This window comes from Lawsonibacter sp. OA9 (assembly GCF_022440585.1).
Map to the genome: position 1 here is coordinate 1 of NZ_JAKNTI010000011.1, position 21399 is coordinate 21399.

Annotated in this window: 18 protein-coding genes; 7 read left to right on the forward strand and 11 right to left on the reverse strand. The window is 44.7% G+C overall.

Annotation, left to right across the window (positions count from 1 at the left end):
* Together MCG44_RS00385 and MCG44_RS00390 are read right to left on the reverse strand one after the other, a co-directional pair.
* A partial coding sequence (locus tag MCG44_RS00385) for a non-ribosomal peptide synthetase (RefSeq protein WP_240286134.1) occupies positions 1-3921 on the reverse strand: 3921 nt, incomplete at its 3' end.
* A gap of 249 nt (positions 3922-4170) precedes the next feature.
* Positions 4171-4446 (reverse strand): DUF1294 domain-containing protein, encoded by a 276-nt coding sequence (locus MCG44_RS00390; RefSeq protein WP_240286136.1) that lies wholly within the window; start codon positions 4444-4446, stop codon positions 4171-4173.
* Positions 4447-4529: 83 nt separating this feature from the next.
* Here MCG44_RS00390 and MCG44_RS00395 point away from each other — a divergent pair, with 83 nt between their 5' ends.
* From MCG44_RS00395 to MCG44_RS00405, 3 genes are read left to right on the forward strand one after another with little or no spacing between them, the layout of a single operon-like run.
* Positions 4530-5450 (forward strand): diacylglycerol/lipid kinase family protein, encoded by a 921-nt coding sequence (locus MCG44_RS00395; RefSeq protein WP_240286138.1) that lies wholly within the window; start codon positions 4530-4532, stop codon positions 5448-5450.
* 18 nt (positions 5451-5468) lie between these two features.
* Positions 5469-6323, forward strand: a complete 855-nt coding sequence (locus tag MCG44_RS00400; protein ID WP_240286140.1) for a glycerophosphodiester phosphodiesterase — start codon at positions 5469-5471, stop codon at positions 6321-6323.
* Between the two features lie 5 nt (positions 6324-6328).
* On the forward strand, positions 6329-6970 hold the full coding sequence (locus MCG44_RS00405; protein WP_263858358.1) for a phosphatase PAP2 family protein: 642 nt from the start codon (positions 6329-6331) through the stop codon (positions 6968-6970).
* On the opposite strand, the gene MCG44_RS00410 is transcribed toward MCG44_RS00405, so the two are convergent.
* Positions 6963-7979: a glycosyltransferase family 2 protein gene (locus MCG44_RS00410; RefSeq protein WP_240286144.1), complete on the reverse strand. Its 1017-nt coding sequence runs from the start codon at positions 7977-7979 to the stop codon at positions 6963-6965. The genes MCG44_RS00405 and MCG44_RS00410 overlap by 8 nt on opposite strands.
* Positions 7976-9082: an A/G-specific adenine glycosylase gene (gene mutY, locus MCG44_RS00415; RefSeq protein ID WP_240286146.1), complete on the reverse strand. Its 1107-nt coding sequence runs from the start codon at positions 9080-9082 to the stop codon at positions 7976-7978. The genes MCG44_RS00410 and mutY overlap by 4 nt, the downstream gene beginning before the upstream one ends.
* A gap of 202 nt (positions 9083-9284) precedes the next feature.
* Here mutY and MCG44_RS00420 point away from each other — a divergent pair, with 202 nt between their 5' ends.
* The 3 genes from MCG44_RS00420 to MCG44_RS00430 all read left to right on the forward strand — a co-directional run bounded on the left by MCG44_RS00420 (position 9285) and on the right by MCG44_RS00430 (position 12409).
* The gene (locus tag MCG44_RS00420) at positions 9285-9911 is read left to right on the forward strand and encodes an HAD family hydrolase (RefSeq protein WP_240286148.1); all 627 of its coding nucleotides are present in this window, start codon (positions 9285-9287) and stop codon (positions 9909-9911) included.
* A 22-nt stretch (positions 9912-9933) separates the two neighbouring features.
* Positions 9934-10500 (forward strand): TetR/AcrR family transcriptional regulator, encoded by a 567-nt coding sequence (locus MCG44_RS00425; RefSeq protein WP_240286150.1) that lies wholly within the window; start codon positions 9934-9936, stop codon positions 10498-10500.
* A 139-nt stretch (positions 10501-10639) separates the two neighbouring features.
* Positions 10640-12409 carry an oleate hydratase gene (locus tag MCG44_RS00430; protein WP_240286152.1) on the forward strand — a complete coding sequence of 590 codons (1770 nt, stop codon included), beginning with the start codon at positions 10640-10642 and terminating at the stop codon, positions 12407-12409.
* Positions 12410-12441: 32 nt separating this feature from the next.
* Here MCG44_RS00430 and MCG44_RS00435 read toward each other — a convergent pair whose 3' ends face one another.
* From MCG44_RS00435 to MCG44_RS00455, 5 genes are all read right to left on the reverse strand, one after another.
* Positions 12442-13314: a phosphatidylserine decarboxylase gene (locus tag MCG44_RS00435; RefSeq protein WP_240286154.1), complete on the reverse strand. Its 873-nt coding sequence runs from the start codon at positions 13312-13314 to the stop codon at positions 12442-12444.
* Positions 13315-13334: 20 nt separating this feature from the next.
* Positions 13335-14030: a CDP-alcohol phosphatidyltransferase family protein gene (locus MCG44_RS00440; RefSeq protein ID WP_412531120.1), complete on the reverse strand. Its 696-nt coding sequence runs from the start codon at positions 14028-14030 to the stop codon at positions 13335-13337.
* Positions 14031-15065: a lysylphosphatidylglycerol synthase transmembrane domain-containing protein gene (locus tag MCG44_RS00445; RefSeq protein ID WP_240286157.1), complete on the reverse strand. Its 1035-nt coding sequence runs from the start codon at positions 15063-15065 to the stop codon at positions 14031-14033.
* Positions 15062-15775 carry a phosphatase PAP2 family protein gene (locus tag MCG44_RS00450; RefSeq protein WP_240286158.1) on the reverse strand — a complete coding sequence of 238 codons (714 nt, stop codon included), beginning with the start codon at positions 15773-15775 and terminating at the stop codon, positions 15062-15064. The genes MCG44_RS00445 and MCG44_RS00450 overlap by 4 nt, the downstream gene beginning before the upstream one ends.
* 208 nt (positions 15776-15983) lie before the next feature.
* Entirely contained in the window at positions 15984-17678 is a 1695-nt protein-coding gene (locus tag MCG44_RS00455) for a L,D-transpeptidase family protein (RefSeq protein ID WP_240286160.1), read from the reverse strand.
* 713 nt (positions 17679-18391) lie between these two features.
* Between MCG44_RS00455 and MCG44_RS00460 the strand changes: the two genes are divergently transcribed.
* Positions 18392-18592: a cold-shock protein gene (locus MCG44_RS00460; RefSeq protein WP_240286162.1), complete on the forward strand. Its 201-nt coding sequence runs from the start codon at positions 18392-18394 to the stop codon at positions 18590-18592.
* Positions 18593-18711: 119 nt separating this feature from the next.
* Here the strand turns inward: MCG44_RS00460 and MCG44_RS00465 are convergent, their stop codons facing one another.
* Positions 18712-20052: a glycosyltransferase gene (locus MCG44_RS00465; protein ID WP_240286165.1), complete on the reverse strand. Its 1341-nt coding sequence runs from the start codon at positions 20050-20052 to the stop codon at positions 18712-18714.
* Between the two features lie 43 nt (positions 20053-20095).
* Positions 20096-21399 (reverse strand): glycerophosphodiester phosphodiesterase family protein (locus MCG44_RS00470; RefSeq protein ID WP_240286167.1); only part of this gene is annotated, 1304 nt, incomplete at its 5' end.

The window sequence follows — 21399 nt, forward strand, 5'->3', positions numbered from 1 at the left end:
GGAAACCGGAGTCCCGATTATCATCTCGCGCTTTCCGGATATTGCCGAGAGCAGTATTCCATATACTGCCAGAAAAAGCATATAAGGTGAGATTCCCTGCTCCGCACAGAATTCACTGCATTTACCTGAAAGTCCGCTCTGGATCCGGTGAACATAGTACCCCCCTTTAAAATCAAACGCCTTCCGACGTGGAAAATCAGTGGGCAGCATAATCTGCTCCGGCAGCGGTGTCAGGTGTTCCTTCCAGTATGCTTTATCGGCATCCAGGTTCCTGTCTTTCTCCGCAGAAACTGCATATGCAAAATCAAGATAGCTTAATTCACATCTCTTCTGCTCACCCCCCTGATAATACCGTTCCAGCCGCGACATCATGAGCGGTGTACTCATTCCATCTCCAATGATATGGTGGACATCAATCAATAAGATGTTTTCTCCTGCATTATCTTTCAATATCCCGGCTCTCAGGAGCGGCGCCTTTGCCAGGTCAAACGGAACGACAAAAGAACTGCTCACCTCAGTCAGATCTGTACCGCTCAGTATCTGCAGTGAAAATTCCACCTGATCTCTGACACGAGCAAAAACTCCATCCTGGTCCTGTACAAATTCTGTACGGAATAACGGATCCTCTGTGATCAGCCGCTCAAACGCATGTTCCAGTCTGTCGGTATCCACATCTTCCCGTAGCCGGAAAGCGCCCGGCATATGATAGGACAATCCGCCCTCATCCATACGTGTCTGTATATAGATGCCCTGCTGTATCGGCGACAGCGGATAACGTTCCATGGAAGGCGCCGGTTTCAGATGTTCCTGCTGTACCTGGTTCAGGTTTCCCGCGTTTTCTTCTTTGCTTATATACTGTGCCAGTCTCCGTGCCGTTCTGCAGGCATAGAGATCTGATACCCGGAATAACTGTCCGGTCTGCTCTTCGAGCTCACCCAGTACTTCCATGGCATTTAAAGAATTTCCGCCATAAAGAAAATAGTCACTGTCTGCTTTGATCTCCGGCCGTTTTAATACCCTGGAAAACATGGCGGTGATCTGTCTGATCAGTGCGCTGCCCTGCTCGCTTTCAATGCTGTTCCCCATAACCGGTACCGGAAGCCGGCTTTCATCTGTTTTACCGCTTGAAAGCAGCGGCAGCTTTTCCATCCTCACAACAACCGCCGGTATCATATATCTCGGCAGGTAGGACGCTGCAAAAGTCAAAAGTTCAACCTCCGGTATTTCAACATCTGCACAGTAATAAGCTGCCAGCACCATCTGTCCATTTAGATCACATACTTTTGCCGCCGCTTCTTTGACCCCCGGATAGGATGCAATACAGTCTGCAATCTCCTGTGGCTCCACTCTGAGCCCGCGGAGCTTAACCTGACGGTCAAACCTGCCGGCCAGCAGGATTTCTCCATCCTGAGTCCAGCAGGCAGCATCTCCCGTCGCATACATGATTTCCCCTGTCTCAAATGGATTCTCTATAAATTTTTCTCTTGTGAGCTGCTCATCCCCACGGTACCCTCTGCCAACACACAGACCGCCGATATACAGCTCTCCGTATACCCCCGCCGGCAGCGGATTCATCCACGGATCCAGTATATACATCCTGCAGTTGGGCATTGGTTTTCCGATCGTGATCGCCGAAGCGTTTCCCAGCTCTTTGACCGTCACACCCACTGTCGTCTCCGACGGTCCGTACTGGTTATAGATACGGGCACCCGTACAGGTCCTGAGCTGTTTCAAAAGTTCCCCTGGAAAAGCTTCGCCGCCGCACACAATACTTTCCATTGTCCGCATCGCGCAGCAAAACGCCGGTTCTTTTAAAAATGCCGTAAGCCGTGACGGAGTAATGGAAAGGAATCCGACTGCGTACCCACGAATAAGTTCAGCGAGCCTGCGGGGGGATTCCTGTTCCATATCTTTTGGAAGAACTACCGTCCGGCCGTTCAGCAGCGCCGCAGTGCTTTCAATCGTAAATGCGTCAAATCCAGTATTGCATACGGAAAGTACCGCCCCCCGCCCATAGACCGGTGTCATGGCACGGCAGAAATTCAACAGATTCTTCTGAGTGATCTCCACTCCTTTTGGTTCACCTGTGCTTCCTGATGTATAAACAATATACGCAAGATCATCCATCACGGCCTTCCTGCTGTCCGCAGGATGATCCGCCACATTTACCTCATCCGCAAAAATCACCGGGATTTTAACTACATCCGTCATCTGCTCATATATGGCGCGCTGTGTGACAAGAACCCCTGCATCACTTTTCTCCAGAATCATTCGTATCCGCCCTGCAGGGAGTTCGGCAGACAGCAATAAATACGCATTTCCCGAATGCAGGACTCCTGTCAGCGCCGTAAAAAGTGAAAAATCTCTCGGAAGCAGCAGCACCGCAACACCCGCACCTCCTTTAAAAATCTTCTGCAGTTTCGCTGAAAGAACTGCGCCGTGATGATCCAGTTCCTCATAAGTCATTCTTTCACCGCCGCAGATGACTGCTACCCGCTTCGGATAGTCTCTGACATTTTCACTGAACACATCATACAGGCATTTTTCTTCCAGCGTCCTGCCCGTATGATTGAATGTATAAAGTACACGCTCTCTCTCTTCTTTTGAGAGGACCGCAAGCTGATAGATCGGTTTTGACGGACTGCCAAGCGCTTCCTGAAGAATATTTTCCAGATTTTCATGAAGCCGGTAGATCTCGTCCTCTGAAAACAACTGTGTCAGATAATCATAGTCAACCGAATACTGCCTGTGGTCTTCCATATTGCTCAGATGAATGCAGAGCTGCTCCGCCTGATATCCGCTGTAATGCCATCTTCCCTGAAAAGTAACGGAAGCATCCGGGCTTTCATATACCTTGCTGTCCTGGTAAGAGAGCGCGATATGGAACAGCCTGCTGTCTTCTCTTCCATATCTGTCTGCAAGCTCTGCAATATGAGAAAACGGAAATCTCTGATGGCGAAGCATCTCATACCACTGATCCATCAAGGCCTCGTTGAACTGGTCAAGGTTCCAGTCATCGTTGATTTCATTATAAAAGGGTAAGGTATTGACAAACATTCCGGTGCTTTGTTTGTCGATAAAATTAATCCGGTTTACGATCGGTGTACCGATCGTAAACCGGATTGCTCCTCCGATTCTCCGAAAATAAATCGCCAGTGCCATATAAAACACTGCAAATGGCGCCACACGATTCTTGATACAGTATGAGTAGATTGCATGATTCAGTGTCTGCGGCAGCTGAAAACTAAGCCTGCGTCCTACCGGACTGACAGCTGCACTTTTTACAGATTTGATGACCGACGGCTCTCCCGATTGTCTGACTACCTGCTCCCAGTATTCTCTGTCCCGGCTGTATGTTCTGGAAGCCAGATATTTTTCTTCTTCCTCCACATGCTGACGGTAGTCCGGGGCAAATTCAATCTGAGGCTCTCTTTCAGCCAAAAGTTCCAGGTAATACTGCGCGATACGGTTGCACAACAGCATCTGCGACCAGCCATCTGATATGATATGGTGAACCTTAATAAAGACTCCGCCCTCGTTTTCTCCCGAGCGAAATAGAACAAAACGATACAAAGGCATATCAAGCAGAGGAAGTACTTCACGGCTCACCGTAGCCTCCCAGCTTTCAATTCCTTTATCGTTTGTGTGTGTAAAATCGTATATCTCAAAAGCCTGCTCCCTGTAAGGAACGTGATACTGCATCGGCATATCATCCCGCATCGTCAACTGCGTGCGAAGTGATATATCCGCTTCAAGAACCATCTCAATACTTTTCTGCAGAAGCACAAAGTCTACCCGTCCGTGGATACGGACTGTAGTACTGATATTGTTTATCGATGTACCCGCAAACGTGCGCTCCAGATTCCAGATGTTCTGCTGGCTTTGAGAAAGTGGAAATACCAGAATCTTTTCTTCACTCACTGATTGTCCCGCCCTTTTTTCTGTCTAGATTATTATGTCAGAGTAAGTATACCCATGTATTATAGTTATACCTTCTTTTCGTGTTAAAATCAATAAAATTGTCAGAATCTGTCGTTGTTTTTCATAATGCAGCATTCAACTGACTTTTTTATGTCTTTTCAAGCAATTTTGCGTTCAATATCAGCATTTCACGATTTTTTTAACTTCCTCATCACCCAGTTTTCGTTCCTCTTACAGTACATACAACGGTCAGTTGTAAAACTCCATGAAAAAATATACCATCAGCGCTACATGGCAAACCAAAAACACAGGAACGAGTACCGTAAACTTTTTATGCTTCGTCTTATGGCGAAAACCATAAATTCCCAGAAGCGCACCGGCTGATCCCCCGATCACTGCCAGCAGCAGAAGCGTATTTTCTTTCACACGCCACAAACCTTGCCGTGCACGGTGTTTATCCATCCCGTAGGCAAAAAGTGTTATCAGATTTATAATAAGCAGATAGACTGCCAGATATCGAAACATATATTCATCCTTCCATTTTTATAATTAATTCACTTGTCGATTATAGCAGCAGCTGTTAAAATACTTAGAGAGGAGGAACAGCCTTGTACTATTTTATCATTAATCCAAAATCCCGTTCAGACCTGGGCGCGAAAATCTGGAATCAGGTAGAACAGGAATTACAGAAGCGCCGCATAGTCTATCAGGCGTTTCTGACAAAATACCGTGGTCACGCCAAAAAACTGGCACGAGTGCTTTCCGGAACACTGACACCGGACGATATCCTGGCGGCGATCGGCGGGGACGGCACGATCAATGAGATCGTGAGCGGACTGACGCACCCGGAGCAGGTGATCTTTGGATATATTCCCACCGGTTCAGGCAATGATTTTGCGCGTGGTATGGGGCTGGCAAAAGACGTATCCACCGCCCTGCAGGCGATTCTGAAACCACGGGTTATCCGGACAATTGATATTGGCGTCTGTCAGGCATCCGGTAAGGAGCGCCGTTTTGTCATCAGCAGCGGCATTGGCTTTGATGCAGGTATCTGCCATGAAGCGCTGGCTTCCCCGATTAAAGATTTTTTGAACAGATTCGGGCTCGGCAAACTTACATATGCGTCCATTGCACTCAGACATCTGCTGTTTTTTAAGCGATTTGATCTGAAGCTTTCTATGGACGGCGACCGCAGTGTCTCCTTTTACAACGTCTGGTTTCTGGCTGCAATGAATCTGAAATATGAGGGCGGAGGGTTTAAATTCTGTCCTTCTGCCGATTCAGCGGATGGATGCCTGGATCTTATGGTGGTATCAGATATATCGAGGCTTAAGGTACTTCTAATGCTGCCAGCTGCATTTTTCGGAAAGCATATTCACCTCAAAGGGGTGCGTTTTCTAAGATGCCGCAATGCACATATCAGCACCAGTATCAAACGGCCGGTACACCTGGACGGTGAGTCCGGAGGCAGCCTGGACAGCCTGGATATCAGTTGTATCCGTAGGCAGCTAAACGTCATTATCAAATAATCAGGAGGCGGTATTACCATGTTTTTATATTTGCTTCTGCTGTTGTCGGTGTTATCTGTACTGTTGATCCTGTTGCTGGCTTTGATGCCCCGCACAGCCATGCAGCAACAATGCAGTGAATTCTGCGGACTGCTGTTTGCCCACCGCGGGTTATGGTCTGCCGAAGAGGGTATTCCAGAGAACTCACTGGCCGCCTTTTCACGTGCTGTGAACGCGGGTTTTGCTATCGAACTGGATGTACAGCTCACAAAGGATAACAAAGCTGTTGTCTTTCATGACAACTCACTGCGCCGAATGTGCGGCACAGACGGCAGAATTCGTGACTTTACGCATGAACAGCTAAGATCGCTGCGCCTGAACGGCAGCGCTGAGACGATTCCCAGTTTAAGTGAAGTCCTCACTTTGGTGGCAGGTCAGGTTCCCCTGCTCATAGAATTAAAATCTCACCATACCGATACCCAAATCTGCAGCATCGTTACGGAACTCCTGCAGGACTACAGAGGGAAATACTGCATCGAATCATTCAGTCCCTTTATTCTGCACTGGTACAAAAAGAATCGTCCGGGTGTCGTGCGGGGTCAGCTTTCCTGCCGTTTTGATCCTGGCGAAGAACCTCCCGGACCCCTGCTGTTCCTGAGTGAATACCTGATGTTCAACTGGTATGGACGCCCCGACTTTATCGCCTATGAATTTAGCCGCGGCACCCGTCTGTTTGTTCTGAAATTTCTGCGCAAATGCTTTGGCACTCCGGCATTTGCGTGGACGATTCACTCGGAAGCTACTCTTATGAAAAGCCGGAAATATTTTGACTCCGTAATTTTCGACCGCTTTATCCCGGACTGCCCTACACAAAAACTAACGACTAAGGAGTGATTTTCTTGCGTCTGATACGCAAATACAAACACGGCTTTACCATATTGATTTTTGGCATCGTTTACATGTTTTGCTTTGCACAGCTGGAAAAGAGGTCGGTAGAGGATCTTCATATTATCTGCGCACCTCTGAACGATGTGATTCCTTTCTGTGAATATTTTGTCGTCCCGTACATTTTCTGGTTCGTCTATATGTTTGTTGCCATTTTATTTTTTATTTTTGTCAATCCGGACAAACGGGAATACTATCAGATGTTTTTCAGCCTTGCCAGCGGCATGACGCTGTTCCTGATCGTCTCTTACGTTTATCCAAACGGTTTGAATATCAGGCCTGCAGAATTTGCCAATGACAACATCTTCACTGACATTGTACAGCTGCTTTACAGGCATGATACCCCCACAAATGTGCTGCCGAGTATCCATGTTTTCAACTCACTGTGCATCCATCTGGCTCTGGCAAATTCAAAAATGCTGCGGCAGGACCGCTGGCTGAAATGGGCATCCCTGATTCTGACACTCGCCATTATTGCCTCAACGCTATTCCTGAAACAGCATTCTCTCATTGATGTAATTACCGGAATTATCCTGTGTATGATTACATATTTCATTTTCTACAAGAGCAGTCTTGTATCTCGGCTTCCTAGTTGAAGCCGTAGATACGCTGCACGATCTTATAAGCCGTAATCGAAAACCTGCGGCCGCTTTTTCCAGGAAGATTCATCGTCCTTCCGAGCAGCCCATAGCGCAGTTTAAAATATGTTTTTCCATCCGCCGCCTTCAGATACTTCCACAGTTCATTTTTCTTTTCCAGATTTTCTTCTGTTCCCGACCGCAGCAGAATAACAGACGAAACCGTCATAATGATAGACAGCGCATGCATCATATAACTCCTCGCATGTTTATTCAACGACTTCTGCTGCGCCATGCAGTCGATCATCATCCGGTTGACCATCAGCTGCTGATCTACCCTTTTGATCATCACTGACTCATTGACTGACTGGTCTATTCTTCCGATATAGTAACGGTAAAAGTTTACATCTGCATAATACATGTGTTTCACATAGGGAAATGGTATAAACGCAACTAGATTGTCCACATAAAAAGTGTGTTTCGGCAGTTTCAGTCCACATTCGCGCAGCAGCTCCGTCCGGTAGATCAGCGAATGCATCAGGAGATAATGGCTCTTGCCCAAAGGCTTTACTTCATCCCATCCAAATATCCTGCCCTGAGGCAGCGCATTCGGATAACGCATTACCCTCTTATGTTTGGCGCCCACCTTCTCATACACATAATTGCTTATCAGCATATCCAGTGTCTCCGGACCGCCAAGACATCTTTTTAATGCTTCCAGAATCGCTTTATATGCGGATTCACTCACCCAGTCATCACTGTCCACTACTTTAAAATACAGACCTCCTGCATTTGCAAGTCCTGTATTGACAGCCTCTCCGTGACCGCCGTTTTCCTGATGGATCACTTTTATGATGGTGGGATATTTTCTGGCATACTCATCTGCAATTTTCGGCGTATCATCTGTAGAGCCATCATCTACAATGACGATTTCTACCTCATCTCCTCCTTTCAGCAATGATTCTATGCAGGTGCTCATGTACTCCTGTGAGTTATAGCAGGGCACTGTCACTGTCAGCAGTTTCATAGTTTTCCTCCTGTATATTTTCCCTGGCCCAGTCGCATATTCATATATGCCGCGTATGCACCAAATGCGGCGGGCACAGGATATTTTTCTTCAGCATGGCGGATATCCACGAACAACATATCATTATTCTCATCGCCCTCCAATGCGGCAACTTTTACGATGTATCCGATCATCCTCCACTCCACATGCGAAAAGATGTGTTTGGATTGTTCAACGGGAAGGATCCGGAGTGTTGTAAGCTGATATCCTTTCATTCTCTCCAGAACTTCTTCCTCACTAAGATGCCCGTCAAAATTCACGAGTTCATACAGACCCGCCAAGAGTCCTTTGGACGGACGTTTTCTTATCGCAACTTTATCTCCGTCCTGAATGATCAAGACGGTTTTTTCTTCAAGCCGGCGTTCCTTTGCCTTTTTCCTGACTGGAATTTCACCCTGGCGGTTATGGAGCCTGGCACCACACAGCTTTGCGATCGGACATGCCTCACACTTTGCCATTCCATTCGGCACACATACAGTCGCCCCGAGTTCCATCAATGCCTGATTGAATTCTCCGGGGACATCCACCGGCATAATCTTCAAAAGCTCAGACCGGATCTGGTTCTTCACTTTCTGCTTTAAAATATCCTCTACGTTTTCAGTCAGCCGTGATACCACCCGAAGGACATTGCCATCCACAGCTGGAACCGGTATATTATATGCAATTGATGCCACTGCTCCTGCCGTATAATCACCAATTCCAGGAAGTCCCAGCAATTCGTCATAGTCTGCAGGAAGTTTCCCATCATAGAGCTCCACAACCCTCTGTGCAGCTTTCTGTATATTCCGAACGCGGTTATAATACCCCAGACCTTCCCATAATTTTAACAGTTTTGCCTCGTCGCAGCAGGCAACATCCTCAACAGTCGGAAGTGCTGAGATAAATCGCTGAAAATACGGCTTAACCGCCTCTACCCTGGTCTGCTGCAGCATAATTTCTGAAATCCATATATAATATGGGTTTTTCTGTTCCCTCCACGGAAGCACTCGTTTATTTTCCAGGTACCATTCAATCAGGGGCTCAACAATACCCTTTAGTTTTTCTGCATTGTCGTACTCTTTCACAACTGTTCTCCGTCTTCTTTTGATTCAAACACTTTGCGTTCTCATTATAACATGGAGGCTCTGAAAAGGAAAGTCAAATACCCCCGCAGCAGTCGCCAGATGGATATGCAGGCATGCCCGGCTGGCTTGTTGCCCACGGAAATAAAGATTGCAATTTCCATTGATTCTCTTTAAAATAGAATCCAGAATGGGAGGAGAAATTATGACTGACAGCATTATATTAGATGTAGACGGAACGCTATGGGATTCCACGGAAATTGTCGCCAGGGCATGGATGGAAGTGCTGGCAAAAAATACATCTTTAAATCTTACGATCACCCCGGATCTTCTGAAATCTGTGTTTGGCAGAACACTTCCTGATATTGCGGGCATTATATTTTCTGAAGAAACACGTGAACGCCAGCTCGAGCTGATCGACATGTGCTGCAAATACGAACATGAACTGCTCAGAAAATACGGCGCGCCGCTGTATCCCGCCTGGCCCCAGGTCCTAAAGATATTATCCGCACGCTACCCACTGTTTCTTGTCAGTAACTGCGAGGCCGGCTATATCGAAACCTTTCTGGAATGTACCGGTTTCGGCTGCTATATCAAAGACCATTTATGTCCGGGTGATACCGGAAATGCAAAAGCCGACAATATCCGTGAGATCATCCACAGGCATGACTTAAAGTCCCCCGTCTATGTCGGCGATACAGCGGGTGATTACAAGGCTGTAAAAGAGGCAGGTCCGCAGATACCATTTGTGTTTGCCTCCTATGGATTTGGTAAGGTCGAAAATCCGGATTACATCATTCAAAGTCCACTGGACTTAACACACCTTTTTTAACAGGATAACAGGAGGAACGGCAATGTCTCAGACTACGAAAAGGGCTCTTGCGGCATCTCTCAGGAAACTCCTTTCCCTGAAGCCGCTTGATAAGATCACCGTCACAGATATCGCAGAAGACTGCGAAGTCAATCGCCAGACGTTTTACTATCATTTTCAGGATATTTATGATCTGCTCGACTGGTTTTTCCTGAATGAGGCATCCGATGCCCTGGAAGGAAAAAAGACTTATGATACCTGGCAGCAGGGATTTCTGCAGATTTATGAATACGTGCTGGATAATCGCATACTGATCAACCACGTATATAATTCTATAAGCAGGGAGCAGGTGGAACGTTACCTGTACGAAGTCACATACCACCTCCTGATCGATGTGGTGGAAGAAAAATCAGACGGTCTTCCGGTGCGCGAAGAGGATAAGAAGTTCATCGCTGACTTTTATAAATATGCATTCGTTGGCCTGATGCTGGATTGGATCCGCACAGGGATGAAAGACAGTCCTGAGGTCATCATCGGCCGTCTCAGTACTCTGATCCAGGGGGATATTTCAGCTGCACTCAATCGATTCAGCACAAACAGCCGCCTTTAGACATTGATCATTAACTGTATGGTTTTACGACATTAACGCCGCTATGTCAAAAAGTCTGACAAAGCGGCGTTAATGTCTATCGTAATCCTCTGTACACTGTTGTATGATACGCTCATCAACAAAAACGGAGGTATCATTTATGTATTATTCAAACGGCAATTATGAAGCATTTGCCCATCCGGTAAAACCTGATGGTGTAGACAAGAAAAGTGCCTATCTCGTAGGAAGCGGTCTCGCCTCCCTCTCTGCTGCCTGCTTTCTGGTACGTGACGGCCAGATGAAAGGGGAACACATTCATATCCTGGAAGAGCTTTCCCTTCCCGGCGGAGCATGTGACGGTATCAATGATCCCCAGAAAGGATTTGTGATCCGCGGAGGACGCGAGATGGAAAATCATTTCGAATGCCTGTGGGATTTATTCCGTTCCATCCCCTCCATTGAGACAGACGGAATATCCGTACTCGATGAATACTATTGGCTGAACAAGCGTGATCCCAATTACTCTCTGGTACGCGCCACTGTAAACCGCGGGGAAGACGCGCATACCGACGGCAAATTTGCACTGTCAGAAAAGGCATCCATGGAAATCGTCCGTCTGTTCATGACCAGGGATGAGGACCTCTATGATAAAACAATCAACGATGTCTTTGATGAGGAATTCTATTCCTCCAATTTCTGGCTGTACTGGCAGACAATGTTTGCGTTTGAAAAATGGCACAGTGCCCTTGAGATGAAACTTTATATTCAGAGATTCATACATCATATTGGCGGGCTTCCGGATTTTTCAGCACTGAAATTTACAAAATACAACCAGTATGAATCTCTGATTCTTCCAATGATACATTACCTTGAAAAACACAATGTACAGTTCCAGTATGACACGCGCGTAACGAATGTACGGTTTGAATTCAAAGACGGTAAAAAAATAGCTTCCAAAATCCTGTGCATCCACAACGGGGCAGAAGAATGTATTGACTTGATCGAAGACGACCTGGTCTTCGTCACCAACGGCAGCTGCACTGAGAATTCTTCTCTGGGAGATCACGACCATGTACCTGTGATGAATACGGAAAGTGGAGGATGCTGGGAACTCTGGAGAAATATCGCCAGCCAGGACCCTTCTTTTGGAAATCCTGATAAGTTTTGTACAGACACGGAAGCTACAAACTGGGAAAGTGCCACGATTACTACACTGGATGCAAAGATCCCGGAATACATCAAGAAGGTCTGCAAACGTGATCCCTTTTCTGGAAAAGCCGTAACCGGTGGTATTATCACCGTCAAGGATTCTTCCTGGCTTATGAGTTATACGCTGAACAGACAGCCTCATTTTAAAGAACAGCCAAAAGATCAGCTTGTCGTCTGGGTTTACGGTCTTTACACGGATGTCCCGGGCGATTATATCAAAAAGCCACTCAGAGAATGCACCGGTTTCGAAATTACCCAGGAATGGCTTTTCCATCTCGGCGTACCTGTTGAAGATATTCCGGGGCTGGCAAGGGAATCAGCTCGCTGCATTCCCTGCATGATGCCGTATATCACCGCATTCTTCATGCCGCGAACTAAAGGTGACAGGCCCAAAGTAGTTCCTGACGGCTGTGTAAATTTTGCATTCATCGGACAGTTTGCCGATACCGTCCGTGATACTGTATTTACAACGGAATACTCCGTAAGAACCGCAATGGAAGCAGTCTATACGCTGCTCGATGTGGACCGGGGCGTACCGGAAGTTTTTAACTCCTGTTATGATATCCGCATCCTGCTTGATTCTACTTCCAAAATGATGGATGGTAAAAAACTGACCGACCTCACTCTGCCATTCGGTGCACATTTTGTGGAGCGAAGGCTGAGAAAGAAAATATCCGGCACAATCATTGAGGAGCTGTTGGAACGGTATCATTTGATTTAAAGAAAAAAATCCCGGAACCGGGATTTTTTTCTTTATGCCTCTCCTATCCTCTCCCCCATTCTCACGATGGTTTCATAACCTTTTTCGGTATTTTGTATCAGGCGTTCATCAATCTGTACTCCGCCTTTCTGAAACAGAAGAATAATCGTTGAACCGCCAAATTCAAACCTTCCTTTTTCCTGTCCCCGCTTCACCTGACATGCTTCATGATAATTCGTGATCCGCCCGACCATCAGTGCTCCTACCTCCATCATGACAACCGTTCTAAAATGCCGGCTTTTTAAAAGAGAGAATTCCCTGGTGTTCTCTTTATAGATCGGCAGCACATCCCCCGCTGCCGGGTTTACCGTATGAAAGGCACCTGGAATTCTGTAATTTATTGATTTTTGCCCGTCATCAACATAGCAGTAGCGGTGATAATCGTCCACCGTCAGACGAAATACGCAGACCCATCCCCCCTCATAATATTCAGCCAGTCTTTTTGACTGCAGCAGAGAGCTTACCGTATAAAAAGTATTTTTAATGCAGAATCTGCTCTCTTTATTACCCTTTGGCGAGATTGGATACACACTCAGTTTTCCATCGCAAGGACATACCAGTGTTTTCTCAGTTCCCTCTATCGGGCGGTATTCCGGTTTGATTCTCCTGGTAAAAAAATCATTGTAGGAACGATATTGCTGATCCTGGTAGCAGCTCATGTTAATCTGATTCTTTTTGATAAATGGTGTAATCAGGACTTTAGACCACGGCTGTTCAAGAAACCAGCCGCCTGCCTTTGTGATTCCCGGCTGCACCAGAAACTTCAGAATTGCTCTTCCTGTACGGTGCGAATAGATCCACTCCAGCAGCCTGTCCTGTGCAGTTTCTTCGATCTTTACTCTGCCTTTATTATCAATATACTTCATAGATTCACCTCACATCCCTGCTACACGGGATACCTCCTGCACAGCCATGGCCAGCCTGCATGAAGCCTGACCCGATAGTTCGTAAAAATAATCATGATCAGCACTGCGATCCCTACCACAGATACCAGAATTGCCAGTGTGCTGTTCTTAGGTTTCCTGAGCCTGAAATTTACGACAAACAACACCCCAACACCAAGGAGTGCCAGATGCAGGCATATTCTGAAGACCCAGTCCGGTACAAAAAACTGGATCATAAATACCAGTGGAAGAACTACCGCCATAGAAGTAATGGGAAGTCCCCGGTAAAATTTTTCTCCATCTGCTGTCACCAGTGCATCCTTCATCTCCATAACATTAAAATATGCCAGTCTGATCACAGAATTCACACAGTAAAGTATGATGACTGCAATACCTATGGGTCCGCGAACCCCCAGCAGATAACAGATCAATGCAGGAAATGCGCCAAAACAGACAACATCGCACAACGAATCAATCTGTATGCCAAATGCCTTTTCATCTTCTGTCCGGTCTTTCTTGGTACGGGCAATCTTCCCGTCAAACATGTCACACAGTCCGGATATCGCCAGACAGAGAATTGCAGTCTTAAATCGCCCATGAATGGCCTGCGTCATTCCAAATACAGATGATACAAGACTTATGTATGTTAAAACTACTGTATAATTATAGAATCCTATCATTTTTTTCTTTTTCCCCAATCACGTTTTATCTAAAGTCTCCCGCCCAATTGTCAAATGGGCAAATAAGGTCATACCTGCACTGAGCAGCAGCTGTACATAATATGCAATCCCTCTGCTCAAAACCATTCCCGGCAGCAGCAGTCCTGCTGCAAAAATTGTTTTGAAGATAATAAGAAACAGGTTTTCACTGATCCCCATTCCACCAGGCAAAGGCAGCATATCCACTGAGACGGATATCACAGCCTGGAGCATTACAACATCATAAATATGTGCCCCATGAAGCCCCATTGCCTTATATACAAACCATGTGACAAAAAATAATGCAAACCTCTGCAGAAAAGTAATCACCAGCACATTAACAATTACCCTCATATGGCTTCTCAGATACGATGCCGTCGCGTTATACTGATCCATGGAAGCTTCCATTCTCTGTGTACGCTCCGGTCTGCGTTTAAGAATATGAGCACGCTCCAGCATGCCAAGGCATTTCATCACAATATATTTTGCCAGCACCGGATGAAACGCCAGAATGGACATGGCAATGCAGCAAATCACATTAAGAAACACCCCCAGATAAAAGACGGGCAAAATCCCTTCCAGATACCGGTGGACAAATCCTCTCTGAAAGAATGCCACAAAAAGTCCCACCCCCACCAAAACCAGCTTATAGGTTATCGTAACGATCATCAGAACCAGTGTGGAAATCGGAACCGGTATTTTATGCTTCCGCATATAATAGATCTGCATGGGTTGTCCGCCGCTCGCAGACGGCGTTATGGCACTGAAAAAGAATCCCACACATGAATACTGAAAACAGATCCATTTTTTCTCATGAATGTCCAGTGTCCCGAACAGATAATGAATAATAATAGACTCACCCCAGATGAAAAACACGACACCAAACACTCCCGGAAGCAGATACCATGGATTCACCCGCATGATCTCCTTCATCACTTCGTGCAGATCCTCACCCCTGAATACGCTGTAAACCGTCAGTAAAAATACAAGCAGGAGAAATACAGTGTTTATAATCTTTTTCTTTCTGCTTGTCACGATTCACCTTCCTTCCCACAGGTTCTTCTCTGTCTGTATAAATGTTTTTGACTGACCGTATCAAATATCTTCTCCGGATATTTGTAAAGCTGTGTATGGAATGCCAGCCAATAAGTTCCCTCTGCCAGTAAAATCCCGCCCAGTACATCCACGATATAGTGCTGCTTTGTCAGCTGTGTAGAGATGCAGACTGCAACCGCAAAGATACAGGAAAATATACGGTAGCCTCTGTGTATGTTCTTTTGGCCGCGAATCCCGATATAGCAAAACCAGCTCACCAGACAGTGAATCGATGGAAAAAGCCTGGTCGGCTGATCGGCCTGATATATCATCTGAAGAACAGTTACCCATAATCCATCCCCGGTAAGAACCGGTCTTACATTTGTCGTCGGCAGCACCAGATAGATAAGACCGCATACTATTCTGGACATCATATCTGCTGTTGCGAAACGCATACAATGCTCTTTACTCTGTCTCACAATCAGGATGTAATTCGCAATCCAAAATACGTAACACCCCAGATAAATCGCAGCAAATTCCGGCACCACCGGCACTGCCCGGTCCACTGGAAGTGTCAGGTCATAATGTTTCCGTCCCTCAGTCAGATAGTTGACCCCCAGATAAACGGTAAAGTTTACCGCCACACAGGACAACAGAGGCAGAATGGCATAGGACGGCAATATTGATTTTTTTGTCTTGATGTTTTCCATGATGACTTCCCCTTAGCTGTTTATGGTCCATTATAGCAAACTTTTTATCAGTTGTACGGTTTATCCCAGTTTCTTAATGAAATCCTAATAATTTCTTTAGTATTGCTCCATATCCTGCATGATTTTCTGAATTCTCCCAATGCGTTATTTTACTGTAAATCAAAAACCGGCTCTCACAGCGAGAACCGGCTCTTTTCATCCTGTATGCCTATCTTAATGAATACTGTTCTGTATAAAAGCATATGATCGGCACATCTTTCGTTATAATATTGTATATAGCCTGAGCCTTGGAATATGGGAGGTTAATACAGCCATGCGATCCGCCGTTTTTATAGATGGTTCCTCCGAATGAACTCCTCCAGGACGCATCATGAAGACCTATACCTCCATTAAAGGGCATCCAGAAATTAACCGGCGACTCATATGAATAACTTCCGTCCGGCAGTTTATCGCCCCGCAGCACCCTGTCTTTCTGTTTATAAGTCAGGGTAAAGATTCCCGGCGGTGTATATCTGTCTCTTGTCATCTTTCCGGAAACAAATGAACTCTGAACGACGATCTGACCATCCTGGTAATAGTACAGTTCCTGATCTGTCATATTCAGTTCAATATAAGTATTGCCAAATCCGTTATTTTCTGTAGAAACTTCACGGCTTGTATAAACGGGTTCTCTTGCAATCTGATCATTATTAGCTATATTTCGCGTCAGCTCGGCAATTTCCTCAGCCTGATTGATTTTCCAGCCGTAATCTCCCCCTCCTACAGTAATCTCAAGACCACTGGTAGTCGTAAACGGCCGTTCCTTTCCGGCAGTGTCAACCCTGGAGGCCATATCCGCGACATACTCTGCAATCTTCTGCTGCATAACCGCTTCATCTTTATAATAATGACCGTTTTCGTCGATGGAAAGCCAGTCACGTATTGTATTTCCATTCAGCACTTCTTCGCCAGTCGGAAGCTGATAAATAATGCTGGCTGTGGTAAGCGAGTTGAGCTCTTCCACTTGCCTGTTCAGTGTCTCATCATTGCTTCGAACTCCCGGCTGTGCATAGACACCCTGCTCCTCCGCAGAAAGCTCCGTTATGCTTTGAGATACCGCCTCTTTAACCGCGTTAAAAAATGCCTCGGTATCGATGGTGGTTCCTTCCACTTCCGGAACAATTTCAAAATGTCCATTCTGGAATGCAATGTATGCATCCACCGGAGCCTGCATCGCTTCAGCCTGCATACAATCCAGCGCCATCACCTGCTCTCTGAGTGCATTTTCATCATATGTGATATTTTCTGCCACCTTATAATGATCCGGCTCAAAATAACCTTTGATCCACAGCAGTGGATTCTGCTCTTTTTGTGCCTTGTCAACACTTCCATCCGGTGCGTATGAATAGGCTATAGTCTGACCTTCAAAATTCTTTGTCTCATCGCCTCTGAACTTCAGGTCAATTCGGTAATCTTCCACTTTTTTCTTGATAAGCTCCTCTGCCTGGTCCGCAGTCAGCCCTTCACAGTTAATATTGTTGATCGTCGTTCCCGGAAAAAACTTATCACTGTAATTATGGGCATAATACCCATAGACACCGATTCCCGACAGTAACGCCAAAACAAAGAGAACGAGAATGATCTTTCCGGCAATTCCTTTTTTCTTTTTAGGCATATCTTCCTCTTCCTCAAGTGGACCCAAAGATCCAGCATACACCGGAGGCACTTTTATTTCCGGTTTCACTTCCTTTTTCTTTGACTCTTTCACCTTTGGCTCTTTTTTATTCTTCTTTTTTGTCTCTGGATTATCTATCTGTTCCGACACCGGAATATGACCAATGGTGTCCTGAATAATCTTGTCCATCGCCAGATCAATTCTGGATTCCAGGTCGGGTGATGTTTTTTTATCTTCTGCTTCGTTCATCGACATTTTTACTCCAATTTCTCTAAAATTCAATAGATTTTATTATAACATATAATCTGCTTATCTTAAGCATGAATACAAATTCTTTATAATAATTTATATTTCTGTAAAAAAATATCTCTTTTGCCCTACACATATTAGAGACCACATCTCTTCTTTTGGTTGCATTATTTTTAAAAACATCAGGTATCGCTGGAATTTTTGATTTTTTCATATTATAATAGTGATATATCACTAATACAGAAATGAGGTACATAATGGATTACACAAAAACTTATGATTACAAATGCCCAACAGACGCCAGTAAAGTGACTCATACTGTGACGTTTACCAAAAGTACCTGCGACCGCTTTGACGACTCTGTAACTCGCTTTAAGTGCAGCCGTGACTCAAAATGTGCGAAATGTGCGGAAAACTATCGTTAAATCCTCTTACTAATATTTCCTGTTGGCTTATTCCGTATACATTCTGACAGGCTTCATTTTCTGAACAGAAATTTCCGGTGTTTTTATGATACAGATAAATGTAAATGCGTACAATCATATTTCATTTCGTTCTTGACTTCTTTTTATTTCCGTGATATAGTATAGAAGTATTTTTAATAAGTTTTGATTTCGCATATTTTTGTAAGTCATTATTCTATTAATGATTTACAGGGTTATGCGTTTTTTTATTTAATGAAAAATGCAATTATATTTAAGGAGGTATCTTTCATGAATAAAGGTACAGTAAAATGGTTTAATGCAGAAAAAGGTTATGGTTTTATCACAGGAGAAGACGGATCTGACGTATTTGTTCATTTTTCCGGTCTTGCAATGGATGGCTACAAAACATTAGAAGACGGACAGTCAGTTGTTTTCGAAACTACACAGGGAAATCGCGGTTTACAGGCTGTCAATGTACAGGTTGCCTAACGCTTGAAATACTGATGTTTGAATAGCCTGCCATACCGGCAGAGCTTGTGAAGTGAAATAGGCTCTCTGTATAGTAAACAGATTATGTGATAAGCTGTTTCTATGATAGAGAGTCTATTTTATTTCCAAAGATAATCTACGATATTACCCAGATGCATTTTCTGCCACTCATACATGGCTGCAATTTTCTCCTTCGACGATTTCTGCAATTCCCTCAATGTCTCAATTCTCTTCATGGCATTCCCTGTGACAGAGAGCATATCATCTGAAAAACACTTCTGGCCAGTATACTCCTTTCTGGCATATTTCTCTTTTATAACCTCATATCGCTCAACAGCTTTAGCTACGCTATCCTCCCAGGAAAGGTAAAGCATATCCATTGCACATCGACCTGCCCGACTCGTTACTTCTGGATTTTCCTGTATCTTTTTTAATAAAAAATACATTCCCTCTGCATTTTCCTCACACAGAAATCCATTTTTTCCATCTGATATTCCCTCTCCTGCGCAGCTTCCTTTAATCAGTACACTGGCAAGTCCACACGCGGCTGCCTCACGCACTACCAGACCATTTGTATCATAGCTGGAAGGAAATAAGAACAGGTCAGCACGGCAGTACCATGCCCTCAAAACCTCTCTGTCGTAGATTGCCCCCGTAAAATTACATTTATTACCAATTCCTGCTTCCTCTGTATAACGCTCCATTTCTTCTTTATCATTTCCTTCTCCGATCATGATCAACCGAAAATCTTTTCCGCCATCCTGAAGCATACACAGACTGTCGAAGATAATCTTAAGTCCCTTATACCACATCATACGCCCCACAAAAAGATAAACGGGCACATTGGGGGGCAGATCTGCCCCTTCTGTGGCTTTGCTTATACTCTCTTTTGATACGCGTCCCCTTGGAAAATCAACCCCATTTCGCATGATAATGTAATCCCCTTTATAACCCAGAGAACGCAAATTTTCCCCTGCCCCCTCACTGACTGTCCAGACCTCATCACATGCATTAATATTATCCAGAATGAGATTCACAGCCTGCTTCTGTAAAATTTTTGAAGAAACTGTTTTTGCAATATCTACATCAAATTTAGTATGGTATGTAAATACCAACGGCACATCTACACACCTGCGCAGTATACGGGCTAAAACAGTTGACATAAACGGACAGTGACTGTGAATGAGACTCAAATCAGCCTCCTTCAACGCTTTCATTGCACTTACCGAAAAAGGATATCCTGCGCGGTAATTTAACAGTTCAGTAGTATCAAAACTCCGGTAACGAATTACGGGAAACGGAAAATTCCCATCATCAGCATCCGGGTGGTATGGCACCGCAACGTATGCTTTTCCAAAGTTTTTCTGATAACAGGCGGCATAGTTTGTCACTGCATTGGCTACCCCGTCAATCAATGGAGAAAACGAGTCATTCATTAAGCATATGGTACTCTCATTCATCAGGAGTCCTCCTTTATAGTGAGTATTATCAGAATTTATTAATCTAAAAAAATATATCTGCAACTTCATCCATCAGAATATTCTCCTCTGACGTATCTATGATATATCGTACCAGAAGGGGATTATCCGTGATAACACCGTCAGCATCACAACTGAGTACTTTTTTAATACTGTCATTACTGCTGGCCGTCCACCCATACACCATTTTCCCCTGAGCATGTGCCGAAGACACTAATTCTCTCGATAAAAAAGTTGTTTCTACACTATAGCAGTCAATCTGTTTCAGATCGTAGGATTTAGACACAAGCAAAACTGAGATGTACGTTGCTTTTAATTCAGTATTCAATGATTTTACCTGCTGTAGCAAATTAAAGTCCATCGATGCGATGTTACACTGTTTTTCCATATCATATTTCTCAATAAGTTCGAGTGTATCCTCAACAAGGCTTTTCTCATGTCCCGTGACTTTAAGTTCTATCATAAGGTCAATTTTCCCTTTGGCGGCCTTCAGCATATCTTCCAGAGCAGGCACTGGCTCTCCTGCAAATTGGTGGGAATAACAGCTTCCCGCATCCATCTCCTCTACTTGTGTATATTCAGCATCCCAGACATTTAAATCCACCCCGGTAGTTCTTTTAAAATTCGTGTCATGCAGAACGATAAGTGTACCATCATTTAATTGCTGAACATCAATTTCTGCCATATTTGCCCCATCCTCAATAGCCTCATTTAATGCAGCAACCGTATTTTCAGGTGCAAAAGCTGCTCCTGCACGATGTGCAATTACTGCTGCCTTTGAACTATCTGAATAAAAAAACTGTCTCCCCAGTTCCGTATCTCCCATAAAAACAAGCATAACAATTACAGTCAGAACTACCACGGTACGAATCATCAGCCTCTTTATCGTCCATGGCTTCTTTACGGCTCTCGGACGGCTTTCACCTTTGTAACAGTGATATAAAACAATTGTTATTGCACAAAAAAATACAGAAGCAATCGCACCCGTCACAATATTCCAGATACCCGCAAAGGTATTATAATACAATCCAAAATACCATCTACCCTCATTTTCGCCATGAAAATACCTGGCAAGTCCGGCAAGCACACTTACCGCAATCCCCCACGCTACACAGAGCACCGACAAATAAGCAAGAATATATGAAAAAAGTTTTCCAACCGTACGTACCTTTCTTCGTTTTAACAGGTCCAGACTCTTTTTCCATGAACTGCAGAATGTTGAGTTTGTCAGAAGAAGGACAGGAATCCCAAACAGATAAAGAAAAAACAGATAATTGACTAAAATAACTGCCGCCACCAGCAAACATACAGATAACGCGTTATCAGTCA